Raw genomic sequence first — 26,419 nt, 5'->3', positions numbered from 1 at the left:
ATTTAGATAAAGTGTACACCTTTTTTTTTCAATTCCTTCCGGATAACGAGAAATTGATTATCATCCAGGGCTTTCACCGCCTGAAGGATAAGGGAAACGGAAAATCCTTCTTCCAAAGCATCCCGGATGGTGTATGCCACACAGATATCCGCAGCCAACCCGCAAACATGGAGTTCCCGGCATCCCTTTTCCCTGAGATAACCTGTTAGTCCGGTGCGCTTAAGGCGCCCGTTGTCATAAAAACCGCTGTAGCTGTCAATACCCGGATCCGTTCCTTTGCGAATCACTGCTGACACGGCATTCATATTCAGGTTTGGATGGAAATCCGCGCCTTTCGTCCCCTGCACACAATGGTCCGGCCAGAGAATTTGCTCCAATCCATCCAGATTAATCGTTTCGAAGGGTTTTTTATCCTTGTGATGTGACGCAAAACTGATGTGATTCCAGGGATGTCAGTCCTGTGTGACCACAACGGTTTCATACGATTCAATCATGGTATTGATCACCGGAATAATCCGGTCACCCTCGGGGACTTCCAGGGCGCCTCCCGGCATAAAATCATTTTGGGGATCTACGATCAACAGAGTTTTCATCATCTTCCTCCCTCAGTCGTGTGTATCAAAGTATCCCGGATTTCTTTCAGAGAATCACTGATGCCGATTTTATAGATGTGGGGATTGACAAAGCGCTTGTATTCACCGGGTAACCGGTTAATTTGTATACACCATCCAGGGCAGCATCCGGAGCTCCTGTGACCAGGCTGGTTCCGATTCCCAGTAAATCCACCGGAGCATCCTGTTCGACCAGACTTTTCACGATGATTTCATCCAGCTGGTTGGAAACAGCAATCTGCACATAATCCAGTCCGACAGCATCCAGGCGTTTACGACATGCTTTGGACAGCCAGGCCAGATCGCCACTATCCAGGCGAATGCCCTTCAGCCGTTCTCCTCGCTTTTCCATCTCTTTCGCCAACTGAATGGCATGGGGCAGTCCGCTTTTCAGGGTATCATAGGTATCCAGCAAAAGGATACAATTTTTGGGGTGACAACGGGCATATTCCCGAAAGGCTGTCAGTTCATCGGAATAACTCTGGATAAAAGAGTGGGCCATGGTCAGTTCATATAAATCTGTATAGCTTCCGGAATAGTGTATCATAAAATATCCCTTGCTTTCTCCTTATAAATGTGCAGATCGCCCGGACTAAAAAGCACAAAGCGAATCAGCCGAATGCTGTGTAAACCATGGAGCGATTGTTTTATACAATGTAGAACTACGTCTGCAGCATCATCGATAGGATAACCAAAAACTCCTGTAGAAATAGCCGGAAAGGCAATGGAACGGATGTGCTTTTCTTCTCCCCGTTTTAAAGCATTCAGGTAACATCGTGAAAGCAGTTCATCCTCCGGTTTATCCGCACCGTATACCGGTCCAAGACAATGGATCACAAACTTATTCGGAAGGTTGAAGGCTGGTGTTATGACGGCTTCCCCCGGCAGGATTGGAACAAATGGTTTGCAAGCCTCTGCAAGCTTTGGCCCCGCGGCACGGTGAATAGCTCCTGCCACACCACCTCCCGGTATCAATCGGGCATTGGCTGCATTAACAACAGCATCTATATCTTTTTGAGCGGCTATATTTCCCTGAAAAATTTCTATGATCACATGATTTATAATTTTCTTTATAAGTCACCTCGGTTTTAATGTAGGGCAAACACATTTCACTCTTAAGAAAGTTTGTATTAAAAGTAGAATCCGAATTTTAACAATTCAATATTTCCATAACGATCACGGGTTAAACCAATTTCATCCTTCTCCAGCTCTTCATAGCTATCAAACACATAAATCCCAACATAAAAACTCCACCCCCAATAAAGGCCATACTCAGAAAAATAACGGGCTCCCACGCCAAAAGCCGGTCCATATCTGTTGATGCTTCGCATGCGATTGGATAATTGTCCTTTACCATACTCATTGGCATACCGGAAATTGACACTTAGATAGATACCTTCCTGTTTCTCTTGCAGGTAAAAACGGGGTTGTATGTCAAAAATGACAGCTTGATATTTTGTTTCTGTTTCATTTATATATTGATAAGGAAATGCTATTTCAAGAAAATTTGTTACATTAAAACGTGTAAATGTCCCAGTTATCCAGATGTCGCCGGTTGTAGACATTAAAAGACCCGCCATGTTTATTTCTACACCATATCTTTTTTTATCCAACGAATCTTTATTAACAGAAGTAATCGCATCTTTTTTATTCATTCCCAAAAGAGAACCAGGCAATATCTGAATAAAAAATATAATAACCATAAATTTTTTTATCATCTCAAAGCCCTTTAAACTATTTACGAATTGATAAAATCAGATATCTTTTTTTATCCTCTCCGCAAAATTCTGAATTGCTTCAAAATCAATTTGAGAAACAGTTTTATCCACACCTGAAATTTTTTTGATAATTACCCGCTGGAGAAAATTCATTTTATCCATGAGGAATTCCCCTCCGAAACAACCGTGAGCGATGGCATGTTTTTTCAGTGTCTCGGGATACACAGCTTCAAATTCATCCCGGGCCTTGTGGTCTTTCTCCATACAGCAGATAAACAATCCAAGCTTCTTTTGTAGAATCACAGATTGATATTGGGCAAGATATTTTTTGATTCTCCCCTGAATCCGGCCGGCATGGATGGATCCTCCTACAATGATGACATCAACGTTTTCAGGATCCGGCGGTGTTTCCTTTTTGATATTCACAGAGCGGACTTCATGGTTTTCCAGGTGACGGGTTAACAAATCCACGGCTTTTGCCGTTGTCCCATGGGTCGTGGCGTAAATAATGAGAATTTTCATACATCATCTCCTGAATTCACATATTCCTGACTGTTAAACAGATTTTGACGTAAGATCCTTACACCTTATCTGAATCCTGGCTTAAAACCTGTCCAGCCAGTTCACGGATCCGCTTTTTATAGGACTCCGGTGCCTCTAACTGCCCCCACCCCATTTGCATCTGAAACATCCCATCGTATGCCGAATCATGAAAAGAGCGGATCCGGTGTGGAATACCCTCCTTATTCAACACATCATCCAGAATCTGTGCTTCGATCTCATTGGTAAAACGGTATATGGAAATCATGTTGCCGGAATCACTGTCCATTTGATCTTTTATCATCTGAAAATACCTCACAGTCGTTATTTGAATTTAGCGTAAGTTCCGGGTGTTTTCGAGGACATTTTTTTCATACCCCGAAAGGCACTGCGGATTATTCTCGTCTCCCGGGAGATAATAAATACACTGTATATTGCCGGAATTGTGCACCGGGTGCATGCATCCCGGAGGAATCTGCCGCAGGGACTGCAAGCGGTGCATTGGGTGCTTACCTTGTAAAGTATGGGTCCCCGAACCCAAATTACATGGTATTCCGCCAGGAAGATGCCCTGAACCGTCCATCGGAAATTCATGTCAGGACAGAGAGTTCTAAAAGCCCACAGATAAACATCCGCGTAGGTGGACAAGTCATTCCCTTCGGTAAAAGAATCATTTCAATATAAAAAAGAAACAGAATAAAAAAAGGGGGATCATAATCCCCCTTTTTCATTTGTTATATTTATTCCTTTCAGACATTGAGGCCCTTTTCCTCAAACTCATTCAGGGCTTTAAGCGCTTGCGAGCCATACACGATAGCCGGGCCGCCACCCATGAGAATCGCCACACCGATCGTTTCCACAATCTCTTCACGGCTGGCACCTGCTTCCAGGGCATCGTGGACATGGTAGGATATACATCCGTCACAACGCACGCTGATACCAATAGCCAGGGCTATCAACTCTTTAATCTTCGTACTCAGAGCCCCTTCAGCAAAGCTTGATTCATGAAGCTGTACAAAAGCCTGCATCACTTTAGGGCTCTCTTTTCCGTATTTTTCCATGAGCTTACGAACTTGTTCATTTAGTTCCGGATAACTGTGTACCATAATTTTACCTCATTTGTTTATAATTAAGACAGATACCACAAAAAACGTTACAAATAATTATTTCTCAACATCTGTCAGGTGCTACTTAACAAGATTGCCATTTTTCCATACATGGTGGAGGTTCAGATTCTGGTCGACGAGAAGAAGATCGGCCACAGCCCCGGTTTGAACATAATCATGAAAAGGGTGAGTTCCCAGAACCCGGCAGGGATTTTCGGTAACCGACCGCACAGCTTCTTCCAACGTACAACCCGTATACCGCATAAAGCGGGCTGCTATGTCCAGAACACTCAGGCTGGTCCCGATAAGTCCGTGGTCGAGGACATCGCGGGCTTCTCCATTTTGAGCCCGGAATGCCTTGCCCTGATACACATACTCCCCATCCGGAAGACCTGTACTCAGCATCCCGTCTGTAATGCATACACATCGTGAATAACCCAGAAGGGAAGCAAGGAATCTGACCATCCGGGGTGACAGATGCACACCATCGGAAATGATTTGCACCGAGGCACGGGAATTCACAATTTCCGGAATGGGCCCTGTTTCCCTGTGATGAATGGGACGCATGGCATTGCATATATGGGTCACATGATCGACACCTAATTCCAATGCCTGCCGTGTTTCTTCGGCAGTAGCATTGGAATGACCCAAAGAGGTGATTACATCCCGGGATTTCAATTCCCTGATCAGGGATTCCGTCTTATCAATTTCCGGTGCGATTGTCATCATTTTCAGGGCATTTCCGCACGTTTTCATAATATCTTCGAGGATATTTTTCTGATAGGGAGCAATCCGGTCCGGCTGGATTCCCCCTCGCTTTTCCGGCGAGATAAAAGGCCCCTCCAGATGAATCCCTTTCATGCCGGGGCACCGGCCGGAATCAAACAGATCTCGGAGGACTTGAAGATGATTGTTCGGACCATCCGGGAGGTAAAAAGTTGTAGCAAGATACGATGTGGTCCCCAGGCGGGTCAGCATGAAATCTGCCTGAATCAGTTTCTCCGCTTCCCCGCAACTAAAATCTGCTCCGCCGGCGCCATGGACATGAAGGTCCGTGAATCCAGGAACAAGGAAATGTCCGCCACCGTCCATACCCTCTTTCTCAGCCGGATCAGCTGGATATACATCCATAACCATACCGGATTCCAGCCGGACATGAACCGGATTTTCCTCATAAAAAACGCGGACATTTCGTATAAGCATCATAACCCTTTCTGTATGATGATCGGAATGATATACATCTCTCAGGGGTTCTTAAAAACCGAAACCGGCACTGAAAGCATGGACATCCCCGAAATTTCCGAACTCCTGAAATCCATAATCAAAAACAAAATGGGTTTTGCCCAGGGAGGTTCTGATACCGATGCCGGCAGTGAGTCCCCGTTCATCATAATTTATAAGATATCCGGATCGAACGAAAAAGCTTTTATGCAGGGCATATTCCATTCCAAACTTGATCCGTTCCTTAAAATCCCGGGGATGGAGGGATTCAACTCCAAAGCGCAGGGTATGGGCATCCACCATATCCGGGGCAAGGAGTGTCATCAGATTCATATCTGCACTGAAACTAACCCGGAAAGGCATGGGAAATTTTTCCCGTTCAATTTGAATTTCCCGGGAAAAATTCTGGATGACGGCACCGAAACGTATCCCATAAAAACCGAACGCGTAGGTTGTACCGATATCAATGGCCGGTGCCCCCTGGTTATAATCCCGATCAATAATGACGAGGGTCGTATCTGACAAATTTCTACCCTCTGTCGCAATTTGGGCGGTCCCGTAATCCTGGTAAGCATATTTGATGCGCAATCCATAGGAAAACCTGTCGCTGACCCGTTGAGAAAGGGTGAGTCCCGCAACCCAGGCAGAAGGTGAAAAAACCCCAGTTTCCACAAACCCATCATCATTCTCAGCTCTGCGAGTCCCGTGAAAATCACCGTAATCCATGGACATATAATCCACACCAAAGATCATATTCATGGGACCTCTCAGGGCGGCACTGACAGAACTATATCCCATATCTGCAATCCAGGTGGTCCGGGAAAGAGTGACATCGGCCCTTCCGGGCATCCAGGCTATGGCCGAGGGATTGGAATAAACACCGTCTGCACCGGTGAGTCCGAGGACTCCGTTATCGCCCCGTCCCAGGGCCGCAGCGGACACGGGATTTTCCAGGAACCGGAATCCCACCTGCGCTTTTTTCTCCACGCCTGCCAAAGACGCCGGTGACAGCAATCCGGCCAGGATCAACATTGTGAGCCATAAATGACATATATTTCTTTTTTTCATCGTTTCACCTGTCCTTTTATCGGATAACCACAAATTTGACGAACTGGTCATCCAGTTTATTTCCATCCACATCTTCAGCATCCGTGACGGCAAGGATATAAATCCCCGTACTAATGTACTGATTGGTACTCGTTCTCTGATTCCAGATAAGTTGATCGGTCCCGATATGGTCAAAGTGTGTAACTTCGTCACCGGTTTCCGTATAAACTGTTAATGTACATTTATAGGGTAGTCTTGCAAACATCAGCTGATTGCTTTCGCCGGGGAAATTGAGAATACCGGCATCCACAGAATAGGGATTGGGAACCACACGAACCTCTTTCGATGTGGCCAATCCGGCTTTGAAGGGCCGTGCCGGAAGTTGTGAACGGTTTACATAACGTGAACTTTCCAATTTCTGGCCGGGATAAAGCCCGAAAGTGTTCTGGCTTCCATCATCCATTGCCGTTACCGCATAATAGTAGGAAACACCCCGAGTAACATCTGTATCGATATACTGCGTTTCATTCCGGTCCTTGGTTTCATAAATCAGCTCCCAATTTTCCTTGGAAACCAATTCAGAGGGAGCACCGACAGTTGCTTCACCCCGCTTGCGATAGACCCGCCAGGCATACCAGTCGTCCACACCCGTGTCCGGGTCGTTATAGTAACTTGCATCCGGATAAGACCATTCAACAATCACCTGGTCTGCGTCACTGGTCACTTCCAAATCGGGCGGAGGTGGCGGATCCGGGACATTCAAACCATTTTTATAAGCCCAATATGCCCGGTTCATGACTTTAGCCAGAGAATCCTTACCGGTAAGAATTGCCGCTTCTTTTTCTGCATCCGTGATTTCACCGTTAAACCAGGCCCTTCCCACGGAATCAGCAGCTTCCCGGGAAAGGGAACCGACACCAACGGCATACACGGCACAGATAGAATCCTGAATACCCTGTTCATGATCCAGTGTGAGGTCATAGGGACCAATGGTGATAAAGCGCATGGGACCTTTTTGTTTTCCTGAAGCTGCAATAAATCCCTCGGTGATGGGATCGAGTGGGAACCGGCCCCGATTGTCTTCTCCAATGTAGGTATCCCGGATTCCCGGATCGCCTCTGCCCCATAAGTCGTTCACAATATCCGCATGGGGTATGGCATAGGGTTGAGACACATCGTCAGCCGTCATATCGAAGGTGTTTTTTGAGGAATAAAGCAGAGCATATCCCGGAATCTGCGGGGAATGGAGATAACCGGTTTCCCGATCCGGATCACCTGTATCATCGGCACTTAACGTAATGACACTATCCGGATTGGATTTGTTTTTATAAACCTCTCCACCCGGCGTTTTGGCATCCCAGTAATAGGCTATTTTCAGGGTATCCCGGGGTGCATCGGAAGCAAGAGTCACAGGAGTGGCAAACCAGCTGTCCAGATCATCTTCCCCCTCATACGCAAAATAGGAATGGGCCATATACTCGCCGGCTTTGCTTGGGCCGAAACTAAAAGATATGGGCCACCATAAACGCACGGATTGCGATGGAAAGAAATCGGAAGAGTCAGGATTCTCAATGGGTCGCATGGTTTCGCCGGTGAATTTATACGTGGCCTTGTAGATGATGTAGTCCTGATGATTGGGATTACTGAATGCATAGACCTGCACTTTACTCCGAATGCCGTAGGCTCTCAGGATATCCTCCCATTCAGCCACAATATCGGCATTTAAATCCGGATCCACATCCCATGTGTAATCCTGATTCTGGCGGACACCATCGACAGTTACATAAGGGGTCCGGTAGCGCCTTTTCTCCCAGGAGTAGTCATTTTTTCCCTTATTCACGCATTTGTAGGGAATGATTTTATGCTGACCCGTCTCATCGGTAAAGCCGTTATCGTCAGGACAGACAGGATTAAATATCTGGTACAACATCTGGGAATGCCAGTTATCCGCAGGATAGTACCATTCCTCCGTCTGTTCCGGGCCGGTGCCGGTCAGCATCCAGCTATACTGATTTGTAAACTGTCCCTCCCCATTCACCTTGTTCATCGTCAGGTTGATCTTATTGACATTGATGAACATGGGAGGTCCGGTAAAATTTTTCTGGGCATTCAGATCAGGTGCCAGAAAAAGCAATACCAGGAGCAGGGAAAGGAAAGAATAGGTATACTTTATAAATATGTGTTTCATATGACCCCCGATTATTTAAAAACTGAATGAAATATTAGCCACAATCCGGCGGGGATTCAGGAATATAGGTGCATCGAACCAGCCGGTGTCGATATGATCCTTATCCCATTCGCCCCATTTATCATCGCCGTGTTCTTCTCCCTCTTCAAAGGGAAATTTGAGAGATTCCTGATACCGGGAATACTGGGCTGTATTCATGCCGCCGATATAGAGGCGTTTCTGATTAAGCAGATTAAAGACCGTCACACCAATTTCGCAGGTCAATCCGTTAATATTGATATCTTTGGTCAGTTTGGTGTCTACATTGGTATAATCCACCACATCCGCCTTAAACTGTTCACCTGTAACCATATCCTGCTTGATAACAATTTCTCCGCGATCATCCCAGTTTCCGCGGAAATTCAGATGCCATCCGCCCAGGGGATAAATACCCATCATGGGGAAACCGAATTTTTCCGGAGAATGAAATGTCAGACTGATATCCGCCTTGGGATAGGATTCCACTGTGGAAATATTGGCTGTTCGGCTTGCCTCACCAGCCGTCACCTGGTTTTCATAGACATAACGTAAACCACTTTGTCCCCAGCTTTTCAGCATATAATCCAAATTAGCCCAGAAGGTAAACCATTTCCCGTAATTCTTTTCAAAACGGAGTTCAATTCCTCTGACATCGGAAAAGGCATCAGGAAAATATTTGGTGATGGCATAATCTTCCCAGTAGTTCACATATGTCCGGGGTAACGGATCATTTTTCACATCTTTGTAATAGAGAACAATATTGAAAAGGTACTGTCGTAAGAGCTGCTGTTCGTATCCAAATTCATAGGACACCGTTTTACCAAAGGGGAGTCCGGGTGAAGGAATGTTGGCATAGTCCACGGCAATGGATTGATTATAGAGGAAAGAGTAGGACGGTCTTTGATAAAAATGTCCGTAATTGAAGTACATTTTGCTGCCCACGGCAATGGGGTAAGAAACGCCCAGGCGTGGAGAGAGTTTGAACTGAGATTCCACACCCTTTGTAGGCCATCCGGGCGGTTCTTCCAGCATATCCCTGAAGACTTTCCATCGTTCAAAGGAGCCCCAATCGCCGGGGATATATTCATACACAAGGTTATAAAATGCAGCATAATGGGAATCAAAGGGATGGGAGAGTTTATAGGATTTTCGCATGGGGTTAAAATAATCCCCCCTGAGTCCGATCATGGCGATCAGTCCCTCAAATTCCATTTTATCCTGAATATACAAGGCTGCTTCAATGGGATTAATGGTATAGTACTGCCAGGTATCCGGAGTAAACATTTTTTTAGACTGGAGCCAGGTTCCGGCATAGACTTTAGAATGGGTATAGTTGAAAACGAACCCTGTTTCCACCTCATGGTTTCTGCCGATTTGTACTTTCAGATCACCTTTTAACGATGAGTTGACGGAATAAGACGAATCCACATTCTGCAAGCCGCCATAAATCCAGAAATAGTCCGTAATATCTTTACCCCAGTTTGTGGAAGCATAAGGAGTACCGATTTTGGGATAATTCAGGATATACAGTCCCGAATCCAGTTTAACCCAGGATTTGTTCAGAGAGGTATCGGCACTCATACTGTACACATTGTGGTCCTGATAGGTAGCCTGGGCTTCGAGAGTAAAGAAAGCCCGGGGAGAGAGGGTATGGTTGATTTTAAAACCACCGAGGAACCAGTCCTGATCAATATACATCAGACGACTCCGGTTAAACATATTCTCCAGATTGCCACCCAGAATCCGGGCCTGTTGATACGTGGACTGGTTATTGTTATTAAGAAAACCATATCTGAGAGTATTATCCTGCAGCACGCCGCCGGCTGTAGATGGTCTGCTGCTGCTGTTACTTTCCACCCGCGCATACATGGCATTCACAGAGATTTTCGTTTTTTCCGTCAACCGGGTAGTAATTTTGAGATGAGTGTTCCAGTCCCGGTATGCATCCCGGGGACCTAAAGGATAAGCAAACTGGGATTGTTCATATTTTCCGGCCAGCATAAACGTTGACCGTTCAAAAATTTCTCCCAGAAAAGGAATCCAGGCACCCGGGACAGGTCCGGTTAAGGTTCCTTCCATATAGAAGTCCGGCTTGTTGTAAATTTCATTGGTCGGATGCTGGAGAAGCCACAACTGACGTTTTTGTTCCGGTGTCAGTTTGGCATCCAATCCGATAATCTCATAATTAGCTCGTCCTTCCCGGGTGTTATCCCAACCTCTGAAGGATTGAAATTCATTGGGGATGAGTCCACTGGTGTCATTCCGTGTACCGATATACGCCCATCCGTTTTCAGTTGTATCGGCAAAAATCCGGTAAATCAGAAAATCCTCATCCCACGGGTTTTGACCAAAGTAACGTTTTTGGCCTGCCGGGGTGTAATTAAAATTCCCGGCAAAGGAATAGCGTTCCCGCGAGCCATCTTTCGTCACAATATTTACGAGTCCGCTTCGGAAACCACCGTATTTAGCCTCAAATCCCCCGGTCATCACCTGCATTTCCTCCACAGAAGAGGCGTTAATGGCGAGATAGGCATTACCGGACCGGGGATCCCGGGAACTGATGCCGTCAATCTGAACATCTGTCTCGCGAATATCACCACCCCGAATACTCAGGCCGGTTCCTTCATCACCGGCAACCAATTCAATTCCTTTCATACTGCCGATAAATTCATCCATCCGCATGACCGGCATGGCGTCAATCCTGTCGGCATCCACAATTTCCTGACTGGAAGCCACATCAGCCCGGACCACGTCCCTCTCGGCCATGACCGTTACCGATTGCATTTCCAGAACCGTCTGGTCCAGAGGAAAATCAACCGTGATGGTCCTGTCCATATTTACCCGGACACCCTCTTTTTTCAATTCGGTATACCCGACCATTCGGGCCGAAATCGTATAGGTCCCGGGGGGGACATTCAGGATAAAATAGATGCCATCTTCCCCTGATGCTGCTCCGAGAACATCATCCAGTGGAACCATCTTATCATTGAGTTCCTGATGGGTTATTATCACATTGACGCCCGGCAAGGGTTCACCCGTCTGTCTGTCATACACCCTGCCTGTTATCTTACCCGATGCGGCATGTAAAATACCGGCAAGGAAGATACCAAACAGAAACAGGTACACTGTACTACGACTTTTACGTTTCATACATACTCCAATTCTCATTGATTATTTATTGTCAATGATCACATCTCATGCAATCTTCAGTTACATGATAATGGCCCTGAAACATTTCCAGACAGCAAAGTTGCGTTTTCCGGTACTATCTGTGTGTTTAGTTGGATTTTTTTGAATTGTGACCGGCAACAAAAGGATTGAAGCTGATCTTATTTAAGATACTTGGATTTCCCCATTGTGTCAACAGCTAATTTTAAAAGCCGTTGAATTATTTTTTCCATGTCGGATATCCACGGTTCTCTTCATAAATAATAATTGATTAATTCGCTGTTAAGTCCTACCTTGACGCACAAATTCAGGATTGATCATGATTGACCATGTTTTGGCTGTGGACATCCGTTCAGATGCCGTATCCGTCTCTGTTGTCAACAAAGAGGGGAAATGGTATTTCAGGCGGAAAAAGCATTATTCCGAACGGACAGGACTTCAGGTTTTGTCTTGCATCGGGGATCAGATTGCTATTGTTTATGAGCAGGCCAGGGAAGCCGGAATTGCAATCCGTTATGCCGGTATCTCGGTCCCCGGTATCTATAATGATGTTAGCGGAGAAATCTGGGCACCCAATATTCCCGGATGGCGCAAATTTCCTATTCGGGAAAAGTTGATTGACCTTTTTCCTCCAAAAACTTCCATTCACATTATGGCGGACCGATGTTGTTGCATCTTAGGGGAAACCTGGCAGGGGAATGCCAAGGGCATCAAAAACCTGGTTTACCTGCACATTGGTGCCGGCATTTATGCCGGATTGCTCGTGGACGGACAAATCCTCCGGGGCAATGATCATATTGCCGGGGCCGCAGGGTGGACTGCCCTGTCTCCTTCTTTTCATCCCGAATACCGGACAAGGGGATTCCTCGAATATCATGCCTCGGGGAACGGACTCGTGAAAATTGCCAAAGATCTCATCAACAATGCTCCAGGCTATGAAGGAGTCCTTTTATCCAAAGGTGAACAATTCAATATGCAGGATGTTTTCAATGCCTACAAGGAACGGGATACTATAGCCATCAGCATCATAAACCAGGCTATACAGTTCTGGGGAATGGCAATTGCCAATATGATCAGTCTGCTGAACCCTGAGAAAGTCATCATCGGTGGGAGCCTTTTTGGGCCAGCTACCCAGTTTATCAGCCGCATCCGGGAGGAAATGGCCAAATGGTCCCAACCTTACTGCCTGAAAAGTGTCAGTCTGGAACCGACTACCCTGGGCGGGTCAGGAAGCCTTATCGGTGCCGCCCGACTGGCATTTATTGAGAGTATGGAAGATGAGACGTTAAAACGTTGAGAGGGTTGCGGGTTGGGTTAGAACACAGGCATTTATAAAATTCTTATCTCACTATATAGGAAGATGTTTATACGTATATCCCCCCGGGGATAAAATAATCCCGACCGCAATCAAATGCAAGTTTATATTATTTTTAATATATTGTGTTTTTATCTCTTCGTGCTTTCGTACTCTTATCTCTCCGGACTTAAATCCGGTGCAATCTTTCTCCTCAACTCACCGTCTCCCCCTTTCTCCATCATTCCCTCACTCCGCCTCCCTCATCCGAGAGGCAGATCATGAATAATGCTTCAGCCGTTCCGTCAAGAGTCGGTTCGTTCGTGGCATAATCCCCAATCAGGTCATGGTATACCACTATCTTACTCTGAAAGTCTTTATAGGGCTCCTCATCCGGTATTTGGATATATGCGTGATGCAATTTATGGGTAGATAAATAGAGAGGTCCATCCAGGAGTCCGCCCGGTGTTTTAATTCCTTCCAGGCTTAACATGGAACCATGTGCATTCTGTGGCGTGACAATTCCTACATCAATCACCTGACTCACCCCCCAGGGATTTTTCCCGAATATCCAGTCCCGTGTATCGGCCGCCAGTTGACGAAACCGTGTGTCACCGGTCATCCGTTCATACAGGATGGATTCAACAACCAATGCTGAGGCCAGATTATTGGAGCACCAGATAAATGGGTGTCCCACATTCCAGGGGTACATTTCCGCACGCTTATGAACCGCACTTAGTTCTTTGCGGTAAAAATCCTCCAGAATATCCTGAAAACCCTCATCAACACATCCGTGAAGCACATAATGGCCCACATTCATGAATGGGTAGTATTCATAATGCCGGGCTGTATCCTTTCCAAACCAGGAGTCGGTTCCCGCCTGCAGGGCATAATTCTTCGCTTCTTCAAGATAAGTGGAATCCCCGGTTGTCAGGTACAATTCTGCAGCGCCCCATTCCATATCGTCGGCCCATGTGCTTTCATGATAGCGATAGCCGGCCTTATGGGGTACTCCTTCCTGGCTGCCGGGTTGTTTTTGCCCCATGAGGTAGACTTCTTTTCCGGCTTTTAAAAATATCTCAGCCTGCCCCGGCTGATTCAGGTCTTCTTTCCAGATACGGGCCGCCCTGGCCATAACAGCAGCATACCGGCCTGCTAAATTTGCCAGTCCCGTGGAAGTATTGATAAATCTCCCCAGTCCCTGGGGCTTGCCGGTGGCATAATAGACAACCCGGTAACTCTCGGGTCCCCACCCGTAATCCGATGAATCCTTGTATGGATACTTAAAACCGATATGATCCCGGTCATCGGCAATCTGATGAAAAAGTTGATCCGGTTCGGGGTGCATTCTCAGCATCCAGTCCAACCCCCACTTCGCTTCATCAAGTATATCCGGAATACCGTTCGGAAAAGGCTGTCCCAAAGCGTTTACCTTATCATTAAACCGGACCTCTGTTTCACTATAGGCCAGTAAGAGTCTGCCAATCGTATTGCCGCTGGTCATCATGTACTGCAAAAGGTCTGCCGCGTCGTGCCAGCCGCCAAAGACATAAACAAAGGTCCCGTCCGACATAGGACCGTAGGCAGTCCGCCCGTCTTTTGTGTGGCAGACTTCATCCAGAAAAGGATTATACCCGCATCGCTGCTGTCGGATATATCCCAGCATCTTTTCACGGGCTTCTGAATAGATCCCCGATTCCTTTATGGAAAATGTATGGGAGCGAATATCCGTCCCTGCCAGTTCAATCCAATATTCTCCCGGTTCCTGCAGCGTGGAAAAATCTATTCTGTAATGAAAAGGAAATTGTCCAAAAGCCCCTTTATTTTCCGTTACTTGTCTTTTTAATACTGTTTTCTGAAAAAGCTTTTTCGTTTTGATTTCCACCGCCCGCCCCGACAAATCTTCTTTCGAAAAGAGGATGGCAGTCTTTAACCCTTCCGCATGATATCCCAGTTGATTAATCCGAAAATAAACCTCAGGCCCTGAAGCCCCCTTCAGGCTCACCAGAAATATGGCAAGCATCAAAGAAAGATGTAATATGCGTTTCATGAGAAACCCTCTTTTTTTAACATTATTTACGAAATGGCTCAAATAGCACTGAACCCGTTTCAGGACGATGGAAAATCATTAACTGAAGATTGCCGTTGAATATATAACCATCAGTCCATCCTTTCCACACAATTTTATTCGTCAGCAAAACCGTAAGGATCGGCAGGGACATTTTACTTGACAGATTGGGGCATTGTGAATAATTTAGCTTTAACGGAATTTTCATAGACCCTGTGTTAATTCCGAGAAACAAAAACACTTACTTATCCTTTCCGGTTTAAAAAAGTTGCGGGGTCCGGAAGTTTCCGGAGAGTTTTATCGTTAATCTGAAGATTCAGAGAAAGGGAAATAATGAAATCCATTGGCGTTGATCTGGGGGGGACAAAAGTCAAAGGCGCCCTGATAGACGAAGAGGGAAAAATACTGTCCGAACATTATGAATTGCTGGCCGGTCGCTCTGGTGAAGAAGTTGTGGACCTTATCAGGCAGACCATTCAGCGACTGACAGATCGTATCAATATAAAAGATGGTGATCTGGCCGGCGTAGGTGTTTGCGTTCCCGGTATTGCAGGTCCATACCGGGAAACAGTATGGGCTCCCAATATCCCCGGATGGGATGAACTTCCCCTGGTATCTCTGTTAAAAAAATATCCGGCTTTGAAAGATACCCCGGTTTTTGCCGATGGCGACAGGACATGTTGTCTTCGGGGAGAGGCAATGCACGGGAATGCCGCCGGAACCCGCAATGCTGTATTTATCACTGTTGGAACAGGTATTGGTGCAGGCATCATGGTGGATGGTCACGTATTAAGCGGTTTTAGTGCCATATCAGGCGCAACCGGCTGGATGGCTCTGGAACGTCCTTACAAGGATAAATTCAAAGCGATGGGATGTTTTGAATACTACGCTTCGGGAGACGGACTTTCACGAAGCGGCAAAGAATACATGGAAAAAAATCCGGAATATCAGGGATATTTCAGATATCAGGACGCTCCGCCCAAATCAGAGGATATCTTTGCACACTATGATTCCGGTGATTCACTAAGCCGCTTTGTTCTGAATCAGGCCATAGAACTCTGGGGGATGGCAGTTGCCAATTACGTAAGCCTTTTCAATCCGGAAATCATCATTTTCGGCGGCGGGGTTTTCGGCCCCGCTGTCCGCTTTCTGCCGGATATTTTAAAGGAAGCAAAAAAGTGGGCACAACCCATTGCCATTCAGCAGGTTACACTCAAAGCTTCCGCCCTGGAGGGAAATGCAGCCTTATATGGTGCTGCTGCCCTCCCCTTTGATAAAAACATAAAGGAGAACCAATCATGAAAAAATCCATGCTGCAAATTCTGGCAGCGTATGCGGGAATGCTTCTATTTGGTATTGTGATGATATCCTTAGGAACGGTGAATACCTTTCTATCTGAACAATTCGGTCTGACAAATGCTCAACTGGGAAGCCTGGCTGCCTTATTGCCGGCCGGTATCCTTTTGGGAAGCCTTGTTTTTGGTCCCTTTGCCGACCGCTTCGGATATAAGTATCTGCTGATCATCAGCACCCTTCTGGTATCTGCAGGGTTTTGGATGATGGTTGCCACGGAAACTCTTTTACCTGTCCAGGCAGCATTCTTTCTTATCGGATTGGGCGGCGGTGCCATCAACGGAGGGACCAATGCCATGGTTTCCGATATCAACACAGAAAATAAAAGTTCTGCCTTGAGCCTTTTGGGTGTCTTTTATGGAATCGGAGCTCTGGGGATGCCTTTATTAACCGGCCTCCTGATGAAAATTTGGAGTCTCGCACAGATCATCCGCTTTGTGGCACTCTTTCTCATCATTCCTGTCATCTACTTTCTGATCATCCCCTTTCCCCCGCCTAAACACACGGATAAACTTCCCGTATCCCGGCTGAAATCCTTTTTCAGGGATGGTATTCTGATCGGGTTGGGATTTATTCTGTTTTTTGAAAGTGCTTTGGAAGGCATGGCCAATAACTGGTCTGCTGCATATCTGACTCATGATCAGGTAGGACTTTCCCGGACAAATGCCGTTATGTTTCTCACCTTTCTGGTGGCATCCATTACCGCCGGACGGCTGATCCTGGGCTGGGCCCTCCGGAAATTATCCCCGGTGAAAGTTCTCTATATTTGTTTTACCCTTATTCTCTTCGGCAGTATCGGACTTCAGTTTACCGGATCGGCCATACTCTATTCTGCCCCGGCAGTTACGGCTGCTTTTTCACTGATTCTGTTAGGACTGGGGTTTTCTGCCGGATTTCCGGTAATCTTGGCGAAAGTAGGCGAACGGTATCCCGAATTAAGCGGATCCGCTTTCAGTTTTGTCCTGGTAATTGCCCTGTTGGGAAACATCCTTCTGAATTATTTGACTGGAATACTCACCAATTCTTTCGGACTTACTTATTATCCGCTCATGCTGATACTCAGTGTGATCATCATGTTTGGTCTTGCCATTGGAATTTTTAACGTTCAAACAAAAAAGGAACAGTGATATGTTAGCAAAAGAATGGTTAAAAAATGCGTATGAAGTGATGAATGCTATTGAGAATACCCAGATGGATGCCATCCGGAAAGCAGCCGAAGCCATGGCCGATACCATCGAAGCAGGACGTTGGGTCCACACATTCGGATGTGGGCATGCAACCCTGCCCATCGAGGAAATGTACCCCCGTATCGGAGGATTTGTGGGATTCCATCCCATTATTGAACTTCCTCTCTCCTTTTTTACCCATATTGTGGGAGATATGGGTGTACACCAATTTGTTTTTCTGGAACGGGTGGAAGGTTACGGCACCCAGATCATGGAAGGCTACAATTTTGATTCACGGGATTGCATGTGGATATTTTCCCATTCCGGCGTGAATGCCGTGAACATTGATGTTGCCCTGAAAGCCAAGGAGAAGGGAATGAAACTGATTGTCTATGGAGCACAAAAAGCGGCTGAAGGACGGACAACCAAACATTCCTGCGGAAAAACCATGTTTGAATTGGCGGATATTGTAGTTGATTCCTGTGCCCCCGGTGAAGATGCAACCGTCCCGCTGAAAAACCATCCGGACAAAATCGGACCCGTTTCTACAATCGCATTCGTCACGGCTGTATGGATGACCATCACAACGGTTGCAGAAATATTGGCAGACAGGGGCGTAAAATTGTATATTCACCCAAGTCATAACGTGGGTGATCCCGGGGCTCATGACAGGCTGAATGAAGCCCTGAAAGAATATAAAAAACGGATTGTTGGCGTTTGACGCCCCATTGAAATTCTTTGTGTTGAGGCTGTCTTATCCCCTCCCCCCAAACCATAAGGCAGTCTCAGCACTTTTTTATTAAAGGGGGATTTCCATGAAACGAGTGATCAGTATTGATCTTTTCCGCGGACTTACTATAGCCCTGATGATCTTTGTAAATGATGTGGCTTCCGTGCCGGATGCACCGGGATGGCTGCATCATGCAGGTGCCAATACCGATGGGATGACCTTGCCGGATCTGGTATTCCCCGCCTTTCTCTTTATTGTAGGGATGGTTATACCTATAGCCCTTGAAAAACGAATGTCTCATGGCATTATTCCCTCAATCAGACATATCGGCGAACGAAGCCTGGCTTTAATCATTATGGGGGTTATGATGCTGAATTCCGGTGCGTATAATCCTCATATTGCCCTGCTCCCCAAAACACTCTGGCAACTGCTGATGTATACTTCCTTTTTTATGATTTGGAACATCTGGGAAGACAGACCCAAAGTAAAACAATATATTCCAAAAATCGGATGGATTCTGCTCCTTTTCCTTGCCATAACCTACCGCCGGGGCGATATAGCCAACAGCCAATGGCTCCGGACAGGCTGGTGGGGTATATTGGGACTCATTGGATGGGCTTATGCCGTGGCTTCCCTGATTTATCTGTTTTTTAAAGACCGTGAAGACATCATCATCCTCAGCATGGGGTTTTGCATCCTTCTTTTCATTGGTGAAGTATCCGGCCGGTTCGATGCCCTTCAGCCCCTTGTGGATTTTATTCACCCGGGGAAATTTATCGGGACCCATGTGCTGATTGTTCTGGCAGGACTCTATGCCGGCTTGCAACTGAAAAAGGGACAGGGTATTATCCTGAAACATTTGCCGGGTGAAGCCTTCGGATTATGGCTTGCCGGCTGGTTATTGCACAAGGTGTACATCGTTTCTAAAATTCAGGCAACTCCTGTGTGGGGACTCTGGAGCGCAGCCCTGTGCGTCTTGATTTTTCTGCTGATTTATCTTGTCACCGATGTAAAAGGCCTGAAAAAATGGGGCAAACCCCTTCAACCTTCGGCACAAAATCCCCTCACAGCCTATTTGCTTCCGGCTGTTTTCTATATTCTTTTTGATACCCTGGCGATTCCGTATTTTCAATGGGGGCATATCCATGCCGGTGTGGGTATCATCAGAGCCTTTCTCTTTACAGCTTTTATATTGCTAATAACTCACTTGCTTACCCGGTATAAAATCAGAATCAAGCTCTAAATGATATTTATCAATGTGATATTTTAGATTCTATACTTCTTTTTTTGAATCTCAGATTGATTTAAATTAAATAAATGATTAAAGATCGTTACAAATCCCTTGTTTCATTTTTGAATAAAGTGGTTGGAATTACAGCCATTTTTGCCCTTTTCAGCCTGATGTTTGAAAGAACACATTATGCGGCACCATATTTACTCTTTTTCAATAAATTAAATGCCGGAATCCTGATTCTGTTTATCAGCGATGTCATCATTAAAATTCTCATTTCAAAAAATAAATTTCAGCACATAAAAGGAAATTGGTACGATTTCATTGTTTTTATCCCCCTGTTTCAGCATTATCCTTTCATCCATGATGACGCCTTGTCAATCATCCTGAAACAGATCATCATCATCGTCATGATTTTTTCTCGTTTGCGGAAAGCCAGGAGTCTTATCAGCAATCTGGGCCTTCACCCCGCTCGGCTTATGATTCTCTCCTTTTTTCTGACTATCTGTGCCGGCGCCGTAGTTCTGACGCTCCCCATAGTTACTACATCCGGCGTTCAAACACCTCTTGTGGATGCCATGTTTACCTCTACATCGGCTATATGCGTCACGGGATTGATTGTCCGGGATACCGCCACGTGGTTTAATACCATCGGTCAAAGCGTCATAGCTATTCTTATTCAACTCGGCGGGTTGGGAATCATGACCTTTTCCGTATTTTTAGCTCTTGTCGGGGGTAAAAGGATGAGCATCAAGGACAGAACACTGGTCCAGAATGTTCTGGATAATGATACGCTTTCTGACGCTTTTCGAATCATCTTTTTTATCATTAAACTGACATTTATTGTAGAGTTTATCGGGGCTGTTGGACTTGTTTTTGCCTGGCGGGATTTTTACCCCACCTGGGGGCAAACCATCTATCATTCCGTCTTTCACTCCGTATCTGCTTTTTGCAACGCCGGATTTTCGACAAATACAGACAGCTTGATGCCTCATCGGTTTGATCTGGCGACAAATTTTATTATAGCCGGCCTGATTATCATTGGTGGACTTGGCTTTTTGGCTTTGAGAAATATAACCACCGCTTTTCAAAAATTGTTTTCCGGGAAGAAAAGCCGCATCCCCCGTTTGAAAGTACAAACCCGAATTGTCCTTCGAGTTACCTTTATTCTGATTGTAGCAGGTATGGCAGGAATTTACCTTTTTGAAAGACAGCATTTCGGGACAGACTCCACACGAAATGCCCTGCTGCTCTCCTTTTTCCAATCCGTAACGACACGAACCGCCGGCTTTAATACGGCACTAATCTCCACTATGTCTTCACCTACCCTGCTCCTTATGATTTTTCTCATGTTTATCGGCGCATCTCCCGGCTCCACAGGCGGCGGATTAAAAACCACTACCTTTGCCGTTTTATGGCTGACCATGATCCGGGGAGTGACGTCCAAAAACAATCTGGAAGTCATGAAACGGACCATCTCTGCCGATACCATTCAAAAAGCACTGACAGTCCTTTTATTCTATTTGGTTTTTATCGGAGTCCTTCTCCTGGCACTGGTCTATGTAGAACCTTTTCCTTTCATGGATATTCTATTCGAAACCATCAGCGCCGTAGGAACAGTGGGACTATCCACCGGAATTACCGGGGATTTATCCAATACCGGTAAAATTTTGATAATGATTCTGATGTTTATCGGACGGCTGGGTCCCCTGACCATCGGATATGCCCTGGTCTTCGGCAATAAACCTCAAAATTATACCTATGCCGAAGAACACATTATGATTGGATAGAGTTTTTAAAACTGGAGTAAGATTATGCGAAGTATAGCAGTCATCGGTTTGGGGACCTTTGGAAGAACCTTGGCACTGGAACTGACAGAACATGGTGCTCAGGTGATTGCCATTGACATTAATAAGGATCAAATCGAAGCCGTGAAAGAATCGGTTACCTATGCCGTTGCTTTGAATTCCATGGACAGAACAGCCCTGGAGGGTATCGCCATTAAAGATGTGGATCTGGCCGTTGTCTGCATCGGAGATGACGTGGAAGCCAATCTGCTCACGACACTCCTGCTGAAAAAAATGGGTATTAAAAAAATCTGGGCCCGGGCGATCAATGACCTTCAGCGGGAAATCCTCCGAATCATGGATATCGATGAGATTGTCAGCATTGAAGAACAAATGGGGAAAACAATTGCCCGGGGACTCATATCAAGCAATGTAACGAAATTTATCCCTATATCCGAAGGCCATAGCATTGCCGAAGTGAAAATACCCGATAAATATATCGGAAAAACGCTGGTGCAGATGAATCCCCGGAAAAATTACAATGTGAACATTGTAGGTATCAAACGCTATATACCGGATATTACCGAAGAAGGAGACAGAACTTTTCGGGAGGAATACAATGATGTCCCATTACCTACGGAAAAACTACAGGAAGGTGATATCCTTCTTGTTGCCGGTTCAGATGGGAATATTGAAAAATTCGCAAAGGATTAACCATGAAGAAAAAAAAGGAAAGAGACAGGAGTTTTAAACTGCCTTTGAAGATTCTCTGGTTCTTTCCGGGGTTGACAGGTTTAGGAGGATTGATTGCAGCCATTTATCTGGTTGATACCTTTTCCTTGTTTTTCTTTGTACTCGTTATTACTCTTTTATATATCGGCTTTTGGATATACTTAACTCTTCGCATTTTCCGGTTTAATAAGCGACTTGTCAATTATTTTCGTCGTCTTCTATCCGGAGATTTTTCCACAGGTATACACGATATTTCCTGGATAGACGACGAGATAACTCTGATTACAAATCTGGCAACCAAGGTGGCAGAACATTTGGAAACGTACGACACATTACGGGCAGACCGAACAGCCCTGAGTCTCCGGGCTCTGGAAGTCCTTTTCAGACGGGCAAGCCGGAAAATAATTATGGCTGATTTTGACAAATCGGTTTTCAAATTTACAAAACCCCTTCAGCAAGCTTTTGGTGTTGAACAGGATATATTCAGCTTTAATGTGATTGAAAAACAACCTAATAATGAACGTTTTTTTCGGCAATTCTTACTGGCGGCCCTGAAGGATGCCCAGGTCAAAGAATTTACAGCCACGCTGGAGCTGCCAATCAGGAATTCCTCCCTGGAACTTAAATTCAAGTTTGTTCCCATAAAAGACCGGTCCGAAAAGGTCCGTATCGCCTTTTTATATGTCGATAATCCAGACGACGACCCGGACGATTAAAAAATAGAAATTATTCATTCATTTTTATTCAGGATGGAATAGCTTTGTCCAGAAGGTTGAAAGTGTACCCCCGCTTTTTCAATACCTGTATCAAAGAATCCAGTTGATAATAAAAGGGGTCGGGCCTTTCAGGATGAACACCAATATGTAAAAGTAATATAAACCCGTTCAACCCGTTGTCTTCCTCATAATTTAGAATCCGTTCAAAGATGGTATCCGACGGGATATAACGGTTTCCCATGTCCGGGATGGTATAATCGGCATTTGAATAGGTGCCTGGACTGAAATTGACCAGAACAAGTCCTAATTCCTTTGTCCAGCGGGCAATTTCTTCGTTATACCATTCATAAGACGGCAGATAATAAGGTGCCTCTTCTTTTTGGATGCCAAAGCGGAACATCTCCCGGTAATTGTTCAGCACATCCCTTTCAAATTCTTCCCGGCTGACCAGGGTGGAATCGCGATTTTCCCAGCTGGCATATAACAAGTGCCTGTCAGAATGAGCTCCCAGGTAATGGCCATCCTCCCGCAATCCCTCAATGATGGGCTGGAAATCAGGGTTCCTATAGAAATTGCCCGTCAGAAAAAAAGAGGCTTTAATGCCATATTTGTCCAAAACTTCACGAATAACCGGTCCACCGTCGGCATACTCATCGCCCGTAAATACCAGATGGATTTGTTTCTGACTGGTGTCAGTCCGTGTAACAGCACCATGGCTGTATACCAGTGCTTTGTCTTGTTTAGATGCCGTACATCCGGCATAAACAAGCAATATCATTATCCAAATAGTCCAATTTTTCACTATAACCTCTCCGGGATACTTCATTTATTTGTGCTGCACATGATCCCTGGCATGAACCCATGTCATGACAAAACCCAGGGTGAGAGCCAGGCAAAAAGAGATTCCCCATTCGGCCATCGCCGTGCCATGAGTAATCCAACTGTAGAAAAATGTCACAATAACATTAACAATAAAAGTTACCGTGAAAATTCCGGCAAAATACACAAGAATTTTTCTCACGTTCATCATACCTCCTTTATGACAATTTTTTATTGGGAAAAACGATAGTGAAAGTCGTCCCCTTTTCATTGAAAATGTGAACCTCCCCATGAATCTGGGCTGCCAACAGATGGACAATACGTAGCCCCAGAGTGTCAGACTGTAATACGTTGACATCATGATTCAACCCTATACCGTCGTCTCCGATGACAAGTTCCAATTTTGAGTCTTCCAACGGGTGAAAAAATATATGAATTTTACCCTTGTTGCGATTTGGAAAAGCGTGTTTTAAAATATTGGTCACTAATTCATTGATGATTAATCCACAGGGGATTGCCGTATTAATATCCAGGTAGACCGAATCCACCTGAATATCCGCCTGGATATTCTTTTCCAGGTTAGTTGCCTGTAAATAGTGCCGGATAATAGTTTCAATATAATCTTTCATGTCTATCCGGGAAAAATTATCGGATTTATAGAGCTTTGCATGGACCAGACTCATGGAAAAAATCCGGTTGCGGATTTCATCAACGGCTTTCAATGCGTCCTCTTTCGTCCGGATATACCGCCTTTGCATATTCAGAAGGCTGATGATCACATTCAGATTATTCTTAACCCGATGGTGAATTTCCTTCAGGAGAATCTCTTTTTCTTTCAGATTATTTTTTAATTGGATATCCACTGTCCGGAGTTCGGTGGTATCCATACTGACTCCTTTTATAATAACCACTTCACCATTTTCAAGGACCGGAATCAGTTTGTTGTGTATATAACGGATGTATCCTCCGGGAACCACAATCCTTAATTCGACTTCAACAGGGGCTTTCTTCTTTTTGATAGTCTCCACAGTCGCCAGAAGCAAATGCTTGTCTTCAGGATGGACAACATGGACAAAATTCTCATATTTCAGCGTTTCAGATTGCCGGGAGAGACCAAAAACAATGGGGGTGTTTTCCGACCACGAAGCCTTATCGCTTTTCAAATCATATTCCCAGCTTCCCATACGGGCAATTTCCTGGGCAATATGGAGCGAAGTTTTGCTCTCCCTGAGGCGTTTTTCCATCAGTACACGCCGTTCTTCATTTCCAAGTAAGAGCCCCATCAACAGGGTTGCCACCGGAAATACAAGCATCACCGGTTTCCAGATACAGGCAATGGTGTTCAATGCCACTTCCCAGGGCAGAAGGAGCTGGCTGGCAAGCATGAATATGTGGGCAACAATTCCAACGCGCAATAAAGTCCATGGACCCATTTTGAGAGGATCATTATGCCAGAGTTTGCGAAATATCAGGCCGGTACCGGCACTGGTAATGATTGTTGCGATTCCTGCCATGGTTCCCGGGCCACCAATAAGTGTCCGGTATGTGGCGGCAATCAGCACAGATACCAGGGAAGTATATCCTCCACCGAACAATCCGGCCAGTACAAGCACAATGGATCGTCCATCATAGAAAATCCCCGACTGATAATGAACCGGCAGATTCATTCCGGCCACGGATATAATGCCAAATAACAGTCCTTTTAACAGTTTATTTCCAATGGACCCATCCCGGCGATAATGTACAACTACACTATAAAGCGAAGATAAAGCAATCAATAAAGCGGCATTGAAAATAAGCTGTACAATCATTGAGGAATGCCTTTCGGTTATTTTTAAGGGAAATTTATATAAAACGACAGGATAATTCCCAATATTTTACATAATCATCACATATTAAATATATATTTCATATCTTATCCCTGTTTAGCAGCAAATCCCGCTCCGGAAGGGCCACTGTTTCCAGATGCCAGGAGCTATACCCATCCGAACCAAAGGTATCCTGAATGAAGTTAAAAGTTTTCATCAGACGGATTTTTTCCACTTCGGCTTTATGGACATGCCCTGAACGGATTACAGAATGACTTCTAAGTGAATCAAGGATACAGGCAAAAAGATTTTCTTCCAAACCCGAAGCGTGAAATGGAGGATACCAGATAATACTATCCGGAAAATCTTCACTGAGTACGGCTGCCCCGATCTTTCTGACTTCTCCCCCACCGGTATACAAAACCGTTTTCACGTCCAATGAGTGGGGTAAAGAGCTGTAATAATAAACCAGATCTTTTCTGCTTTTCAATGAAACAAGTTTTTTTATATGGGGAAATGTTTTCAGAGATTCGGGGAAATCAAGAGGTGCCGAATCTGTATCCAGCAATTTAAAGGGGATCAGTTGAAGGGATTTCCAACGGATTTTCGGTACCTTGCTGAATTTATGAATCAGGTGATCACATTCCACCTCATAAGAGGCCATCAAACCTCCGGGAAAAATATCTCTTGCCGGCACATGGCGGACCGATATCTGTCTGAAGTTCATGGACCCTAAAAATTTTTCCAGCATCATATCCGGTCGTAAAACAGAGCACCGGACCTTATGGATTCTAAAATTTCGGGATAAAATGCGAACAAAAGGGACAATACAATGAGTGGCAAGGTCCAACCGGTATAGTTCTTTCCGGTATACAATCAAATCAAGATACAGGTATTCTCCCGGAGTATAGGATTTCCATCCGATTTCACCATATAGTCTGTCCTGTATGGTTATCAGCCATCGGGATGTCGGGGATCCGGACCATTTATCTACAACTGCTTTCTTAATGTGTTCCCTGCTTATGTGCTTCCATGCCGGATGGGTTTTTCGCATGTTCCATATTAAAGATATATGATTTTCCCGCACCGGAACAAGGG

Annotated in this window: 23 protein-coding genes and 2 pseudogenes; 9 read left to right on the top strand and 16 right to left on the bottom strand. The window is 45.3% G+C overall.

What is annotated here, in order from left to right; genetic code table 11:
- Positions 1-2: 2 nt before the first annotated feature.
- From pncA to J7K63_00530, 6 genes and pseudogenes are all read right to left on the bottom strand, one after another.
- Positions 3-593: pseudogene (gene pncA, locus J7K63_00555) on the bottom strand (bifunctional nicotinamidase/pyrazinamidase).
- Positions 593-1,158, bottom strand: a pseudogene (locus tag J7K63_00550) (hypothetical protein). Before J7K63_00550 ends, pncA begins: the two co-directional pseudogenes overlap by 1 nt.
- Positions 1,155-1,685, bottom strand: a complete 531-nt coding sequence (locus J7K63_00545; protein ID MCD6233517.1) for a macro domain-containing protein — start codon at positions 1,683-1,685, stop codon at positions 1,155-1,157. The pseudogene J7K63_00550 and the gene J7K63_00545 overlap by 4 nt, the downstream one beginning before the upstream one ends.
- Before the next feature lie 56 nt (positions 1,686-1,741).
- Complete coding sequence (locus J7K63_00540; protein MCD6233516.1) at positions 1,742-2,329, bottom strand: hypothetical protein; 588 nt, start codon at positions 2,327-2,329, stop codon at positions 1,742-1,744.
- A gap of 36 nt (positions 2,330-2,365) precedes the next feature.
- The gene (locus J7K63_00535) at positions 2,366-2,851 is read right to left on the bottom strand and encodes a flavodoxin (GenBank protein ID MCD6233515.1); all 486 of its coding nucleotides are present in this window, start codon (positions 2,849-2,851) and stop codon (positions 2,366-2,368) included.
- Between the two features lie 58 nt (positions 2,852-2,909).
- Positions 2,910-3,137, bottom strand: a complete 228-nt coding sequence (locus J7K63_00530) for a DUF2007 domain-containing protein (GenBank protein ID MCD6233514.1) — start codon at positions 3,135-3,137, stop codon at positions 2,910-2,912.
- On the opposite strand from J7K63_00530, the gene J7K63_00525 reads away from it, so the two are divergent.
- Complete coding sequence (locus tag J7K63_00525) at positions 3,125-3,553, top strand: PhzF family phenazine biosynthesis protein (GenBank protein ID MCD6233513.1); 429 nt, start codon at positions 3,125-3,127, stop codon at positions 3,551-3,553. The two genes, J7K63_00530 and J7K63_00525, sit on opposite strands and share 13 nt — an antisense overlap.
- 65 nt (positions 3,554-3,618) lie before the next feature.
- Here J7K63_00525 and J7K63_00520 read toward each other — a convergent pair whose 3' ends face one another.
- The 5 genes from J7K63_00520 to J7K63_00500 all read right to left on the bottom strand — a co-directional run bounded on the left by J7K63_00520 (position 3,619) and on the right by J7K63_00500 (position 11,599).
- Positions 3,619-3,897 (bottom strand): carboxymuconolactone decarboxylase family protein, encoded by a 279-nt coding sequence (locus J7K63_00520; GenBank protein ID MCD6233512.1) that lies wholly within the window; start codon positions 3,895-3,897, stop codon positions 3,619-3,621.
- 159 nt (positions 3,898-4,056) lie between these two features.
- Positions 4,057-5,181, bottom strand: a complete 1,125-nt coding sequence (nagA, locus tag J7K63_00515) for an N-acetylglucosamine-6-phosphate deacetylase (GenBank protein ID MCD6233511.1) — start codon at positions 5,179-5,181, stop codon at positions 4,057-4,059.
- A 48-nt stretch (positions 5,182-5,229) separates the two neighbouring features.
- Entirely contained in the window at positions 5,230-6,264 is a 1,035-nt protein-coding gene (locus tag J7K63_00510; GenBank protein ID MCD6233510.1) for a PorV/PorQ family protein, read from the bottom strand.
- 16 nt (positions 6,265-6,280) lie between these two features.
- Positions 6,281-8,431 carry a hypothetical protein gene (locus J7K63_00505; GenBank protein ID MCD6233509.1) on the bottom strand — a complete coding sequence of 717 codons (2,151 nt, stop codon included), beginning with the start codon at positions 8,429-8,431 and terminating at the stop codon, positions 6,281-6,283.
- Positions 8,432-8,446: 15 nt separating this feature from the next.
- On the bottom strand, positions 8,447-11,599 hold the full coding sequence (locus tag J7K63_00500; protein MCD6233508.1) for a TonB-dependent receptor: 3,153 nt from the start codon (positions 11,597-11,599) through the stop codon (positions 8,447-8,449).
- 337 nt (positions 11,600-11,936) lie between these two features.
- Between J7K63_00500 and J7K63_00495 the strand changes: the two genes are divergently transcribed.
- Positions 11,937-12,914, top strand: coding sequence for an ROK family protein (locus J7K63_00495; protein MCD6233507.1), 978 nt, complete (start codon positions 11,937-11,939; stop codon positions 12,912-12,914).
- Between the two features lie 238 nt (positions 12,915-13,152).
- Here J7K63_00495 and J7K63_00490 read toward each other — a convergent pair whose 3' ends face one another.
- Entirely contained in the window at positions 13,153-14,961 is a 1,809-nt protein-coding gene (locus J7K63_00490) for a glycoside hydrolase family 9 protein (GenBank protein ID MCD6233506.1), read from the bottom strand.
- A 351-nt stretch (positions 14,962-15,312) separates the two neighbouring features.
- On the opposite strand from J7K63_00490, the gene J7K63_00485 reads away from it, so the two are divergent.
- From J7K63_00485 to J7K63_00455, 7 genes are all read left to right on the top strand, one after another.
- Positions 15,313-16,281: an ROK family protein gene (locus tag J7K63_00485; protein MCD6233505.1), complete on the top strand. Its 969-nt coding sequence runs from the start codon at positions 15,313-15,315 to the stop codon at positions 16,279-16,281.
- Positions 16,278-17,459, top strand: coding sequence for an MFS transporter (locus tag J7K63_00480; GenBank protein ID MCD6233504.1), 1,182 nt, complete (start codon positions 16,278-16,280; stop codon positions 17,457-17,459). Before J7K63_00485 ends, J7K63_00480 begins: the two co-directional genes overlap by 4 nt.
- Position 17,460: 1 nt before the next feature.
- The gene (locus tag J7K63_00475) at positions 17,461-18,219 is read left to right on the top strand and encodes a sugar isomerase domain-containing protein (GenBank protein MCD6233503.1); all 759 of its coding nucleotides are present in this window, start codon (positions 17,461-17,463) and stop codon (positions 18,217-18,219) included.
- A gap of 94 nt (positions 18,220-18,313) precedes the next feature.
- Entirely contained in the window at positions 18,314-19,471 is a 1,158-nt protein-coding gene (locus J7K63_00470; protein ID MCD6233502.1) for a DUF5009 domain-containing protein, read from the top strand.
- Positions 19,472-19,545: 74 nt separating this feature from the next.
- Entirely contained in the window at positions 19,546-21,249 is a 1,704-nt protein-coding gene (locus J7K63_00465; GenBank protein ID MCD6233501.1) for a hypothetical protein, read from the top strand.
- A gap of 24 nt (positions 21,250-21,273) precedes the next feature.
- Entirely contained in the window at positions 21,274-21,960 is a 687-nt protein-coding gene (locus J7K63_00460; GenBank protein MCD6233500.1) for a TrkA family potassium uptake protein, read from the top strand.
- Positions 21,961-21,962: 2 nt separating this feature from the next.
- On the top strand, positions 21,963-22,694 hold the full coding sequence (locus J7K63_00455) for a hypothetical protein (protein ID MCD6233499.1): 732 nt from the start codon (positions 21,963-21,965) through the stop codon (positions 22,692-22,694).
- A 28-nt stretch (positions 22,695-22,722) separates the two neighbouring features.
- Here J7K63_00455 and J7K63_00450 read toward each other — a convergent pair whose 3' ends face one another.
- The 4 genes from J7K63_00450 to J7K63_00435 all read right to left on the bottom strand — a co-directional run bounded on the left by J7K63_00450 (position 22,723) and on the right by J7K63_00435 (position 26,375).
- Positions 22,723-23,472 carry a polysaccharide deacetylase family protein gene (locus tag J7K63_00450; GenBank protein ID MCD6233498.1) on the bottom strand — a complete coding sequence of 250 codons (750 nt, stop codon included), beginning with the start codon at positions 23,470-23,472 and terminating at the stop codon, positions 22,723-22,725.
- A 48-nt stretch (positions 23,473-23,520) separates the two neighbouring features.
- The gene (locus J7K63_00445; protein ID MCD6233497.1) at positions 23,521-23,721 is read right to left on the bottom strand and encodes a hypothetical protein; all 201 of its coding nucleotides are present in this window, start codon (positions 23,719-23,721) and stop codon (positions 23,521-23,523) included.
- Positions 23,722-23,731: 10 nt separating this feature from the next.
- A complete protein-coding gene (locus tag J7K63_00440) occupies positions 23,732-25,324 on the bottom strand; it encodes a PAS domain-containing protein (GenBank protein ID MCD6233496.1) in 1,593 nt (530 codons plus the stop codon).
- A 97-nt stretch (positions 25,325-25,421) separates the two neighbouring features.
- Positions 25,422-26,375: a hypothetical protein gene (locus J7K63_00435; protein MCD6233495.1), complete on the bottom strand. Its 954-nt coding sequence runs from the start codon at positions 26,373-26,375 to the stop codon at positions 25,422-25,424.
- Positions 26,376-26,419 lie beyond the last annotated feature (44 nt).

The organism is Candidatus Neomarinimicrobiota bacterium (assembly GCA_021157965.1).
Lineage (GTDB): Bacteria > Fidelibacterota > Fidelibacteria > Fidelibacterales > Fidelibacteraceae > Fidelibacter.
The sequence above is the reverse complement of the archived record's forward strand: the minus strand, read 5'-3'. Positions and strand labels throughout refer to the sequence as shown.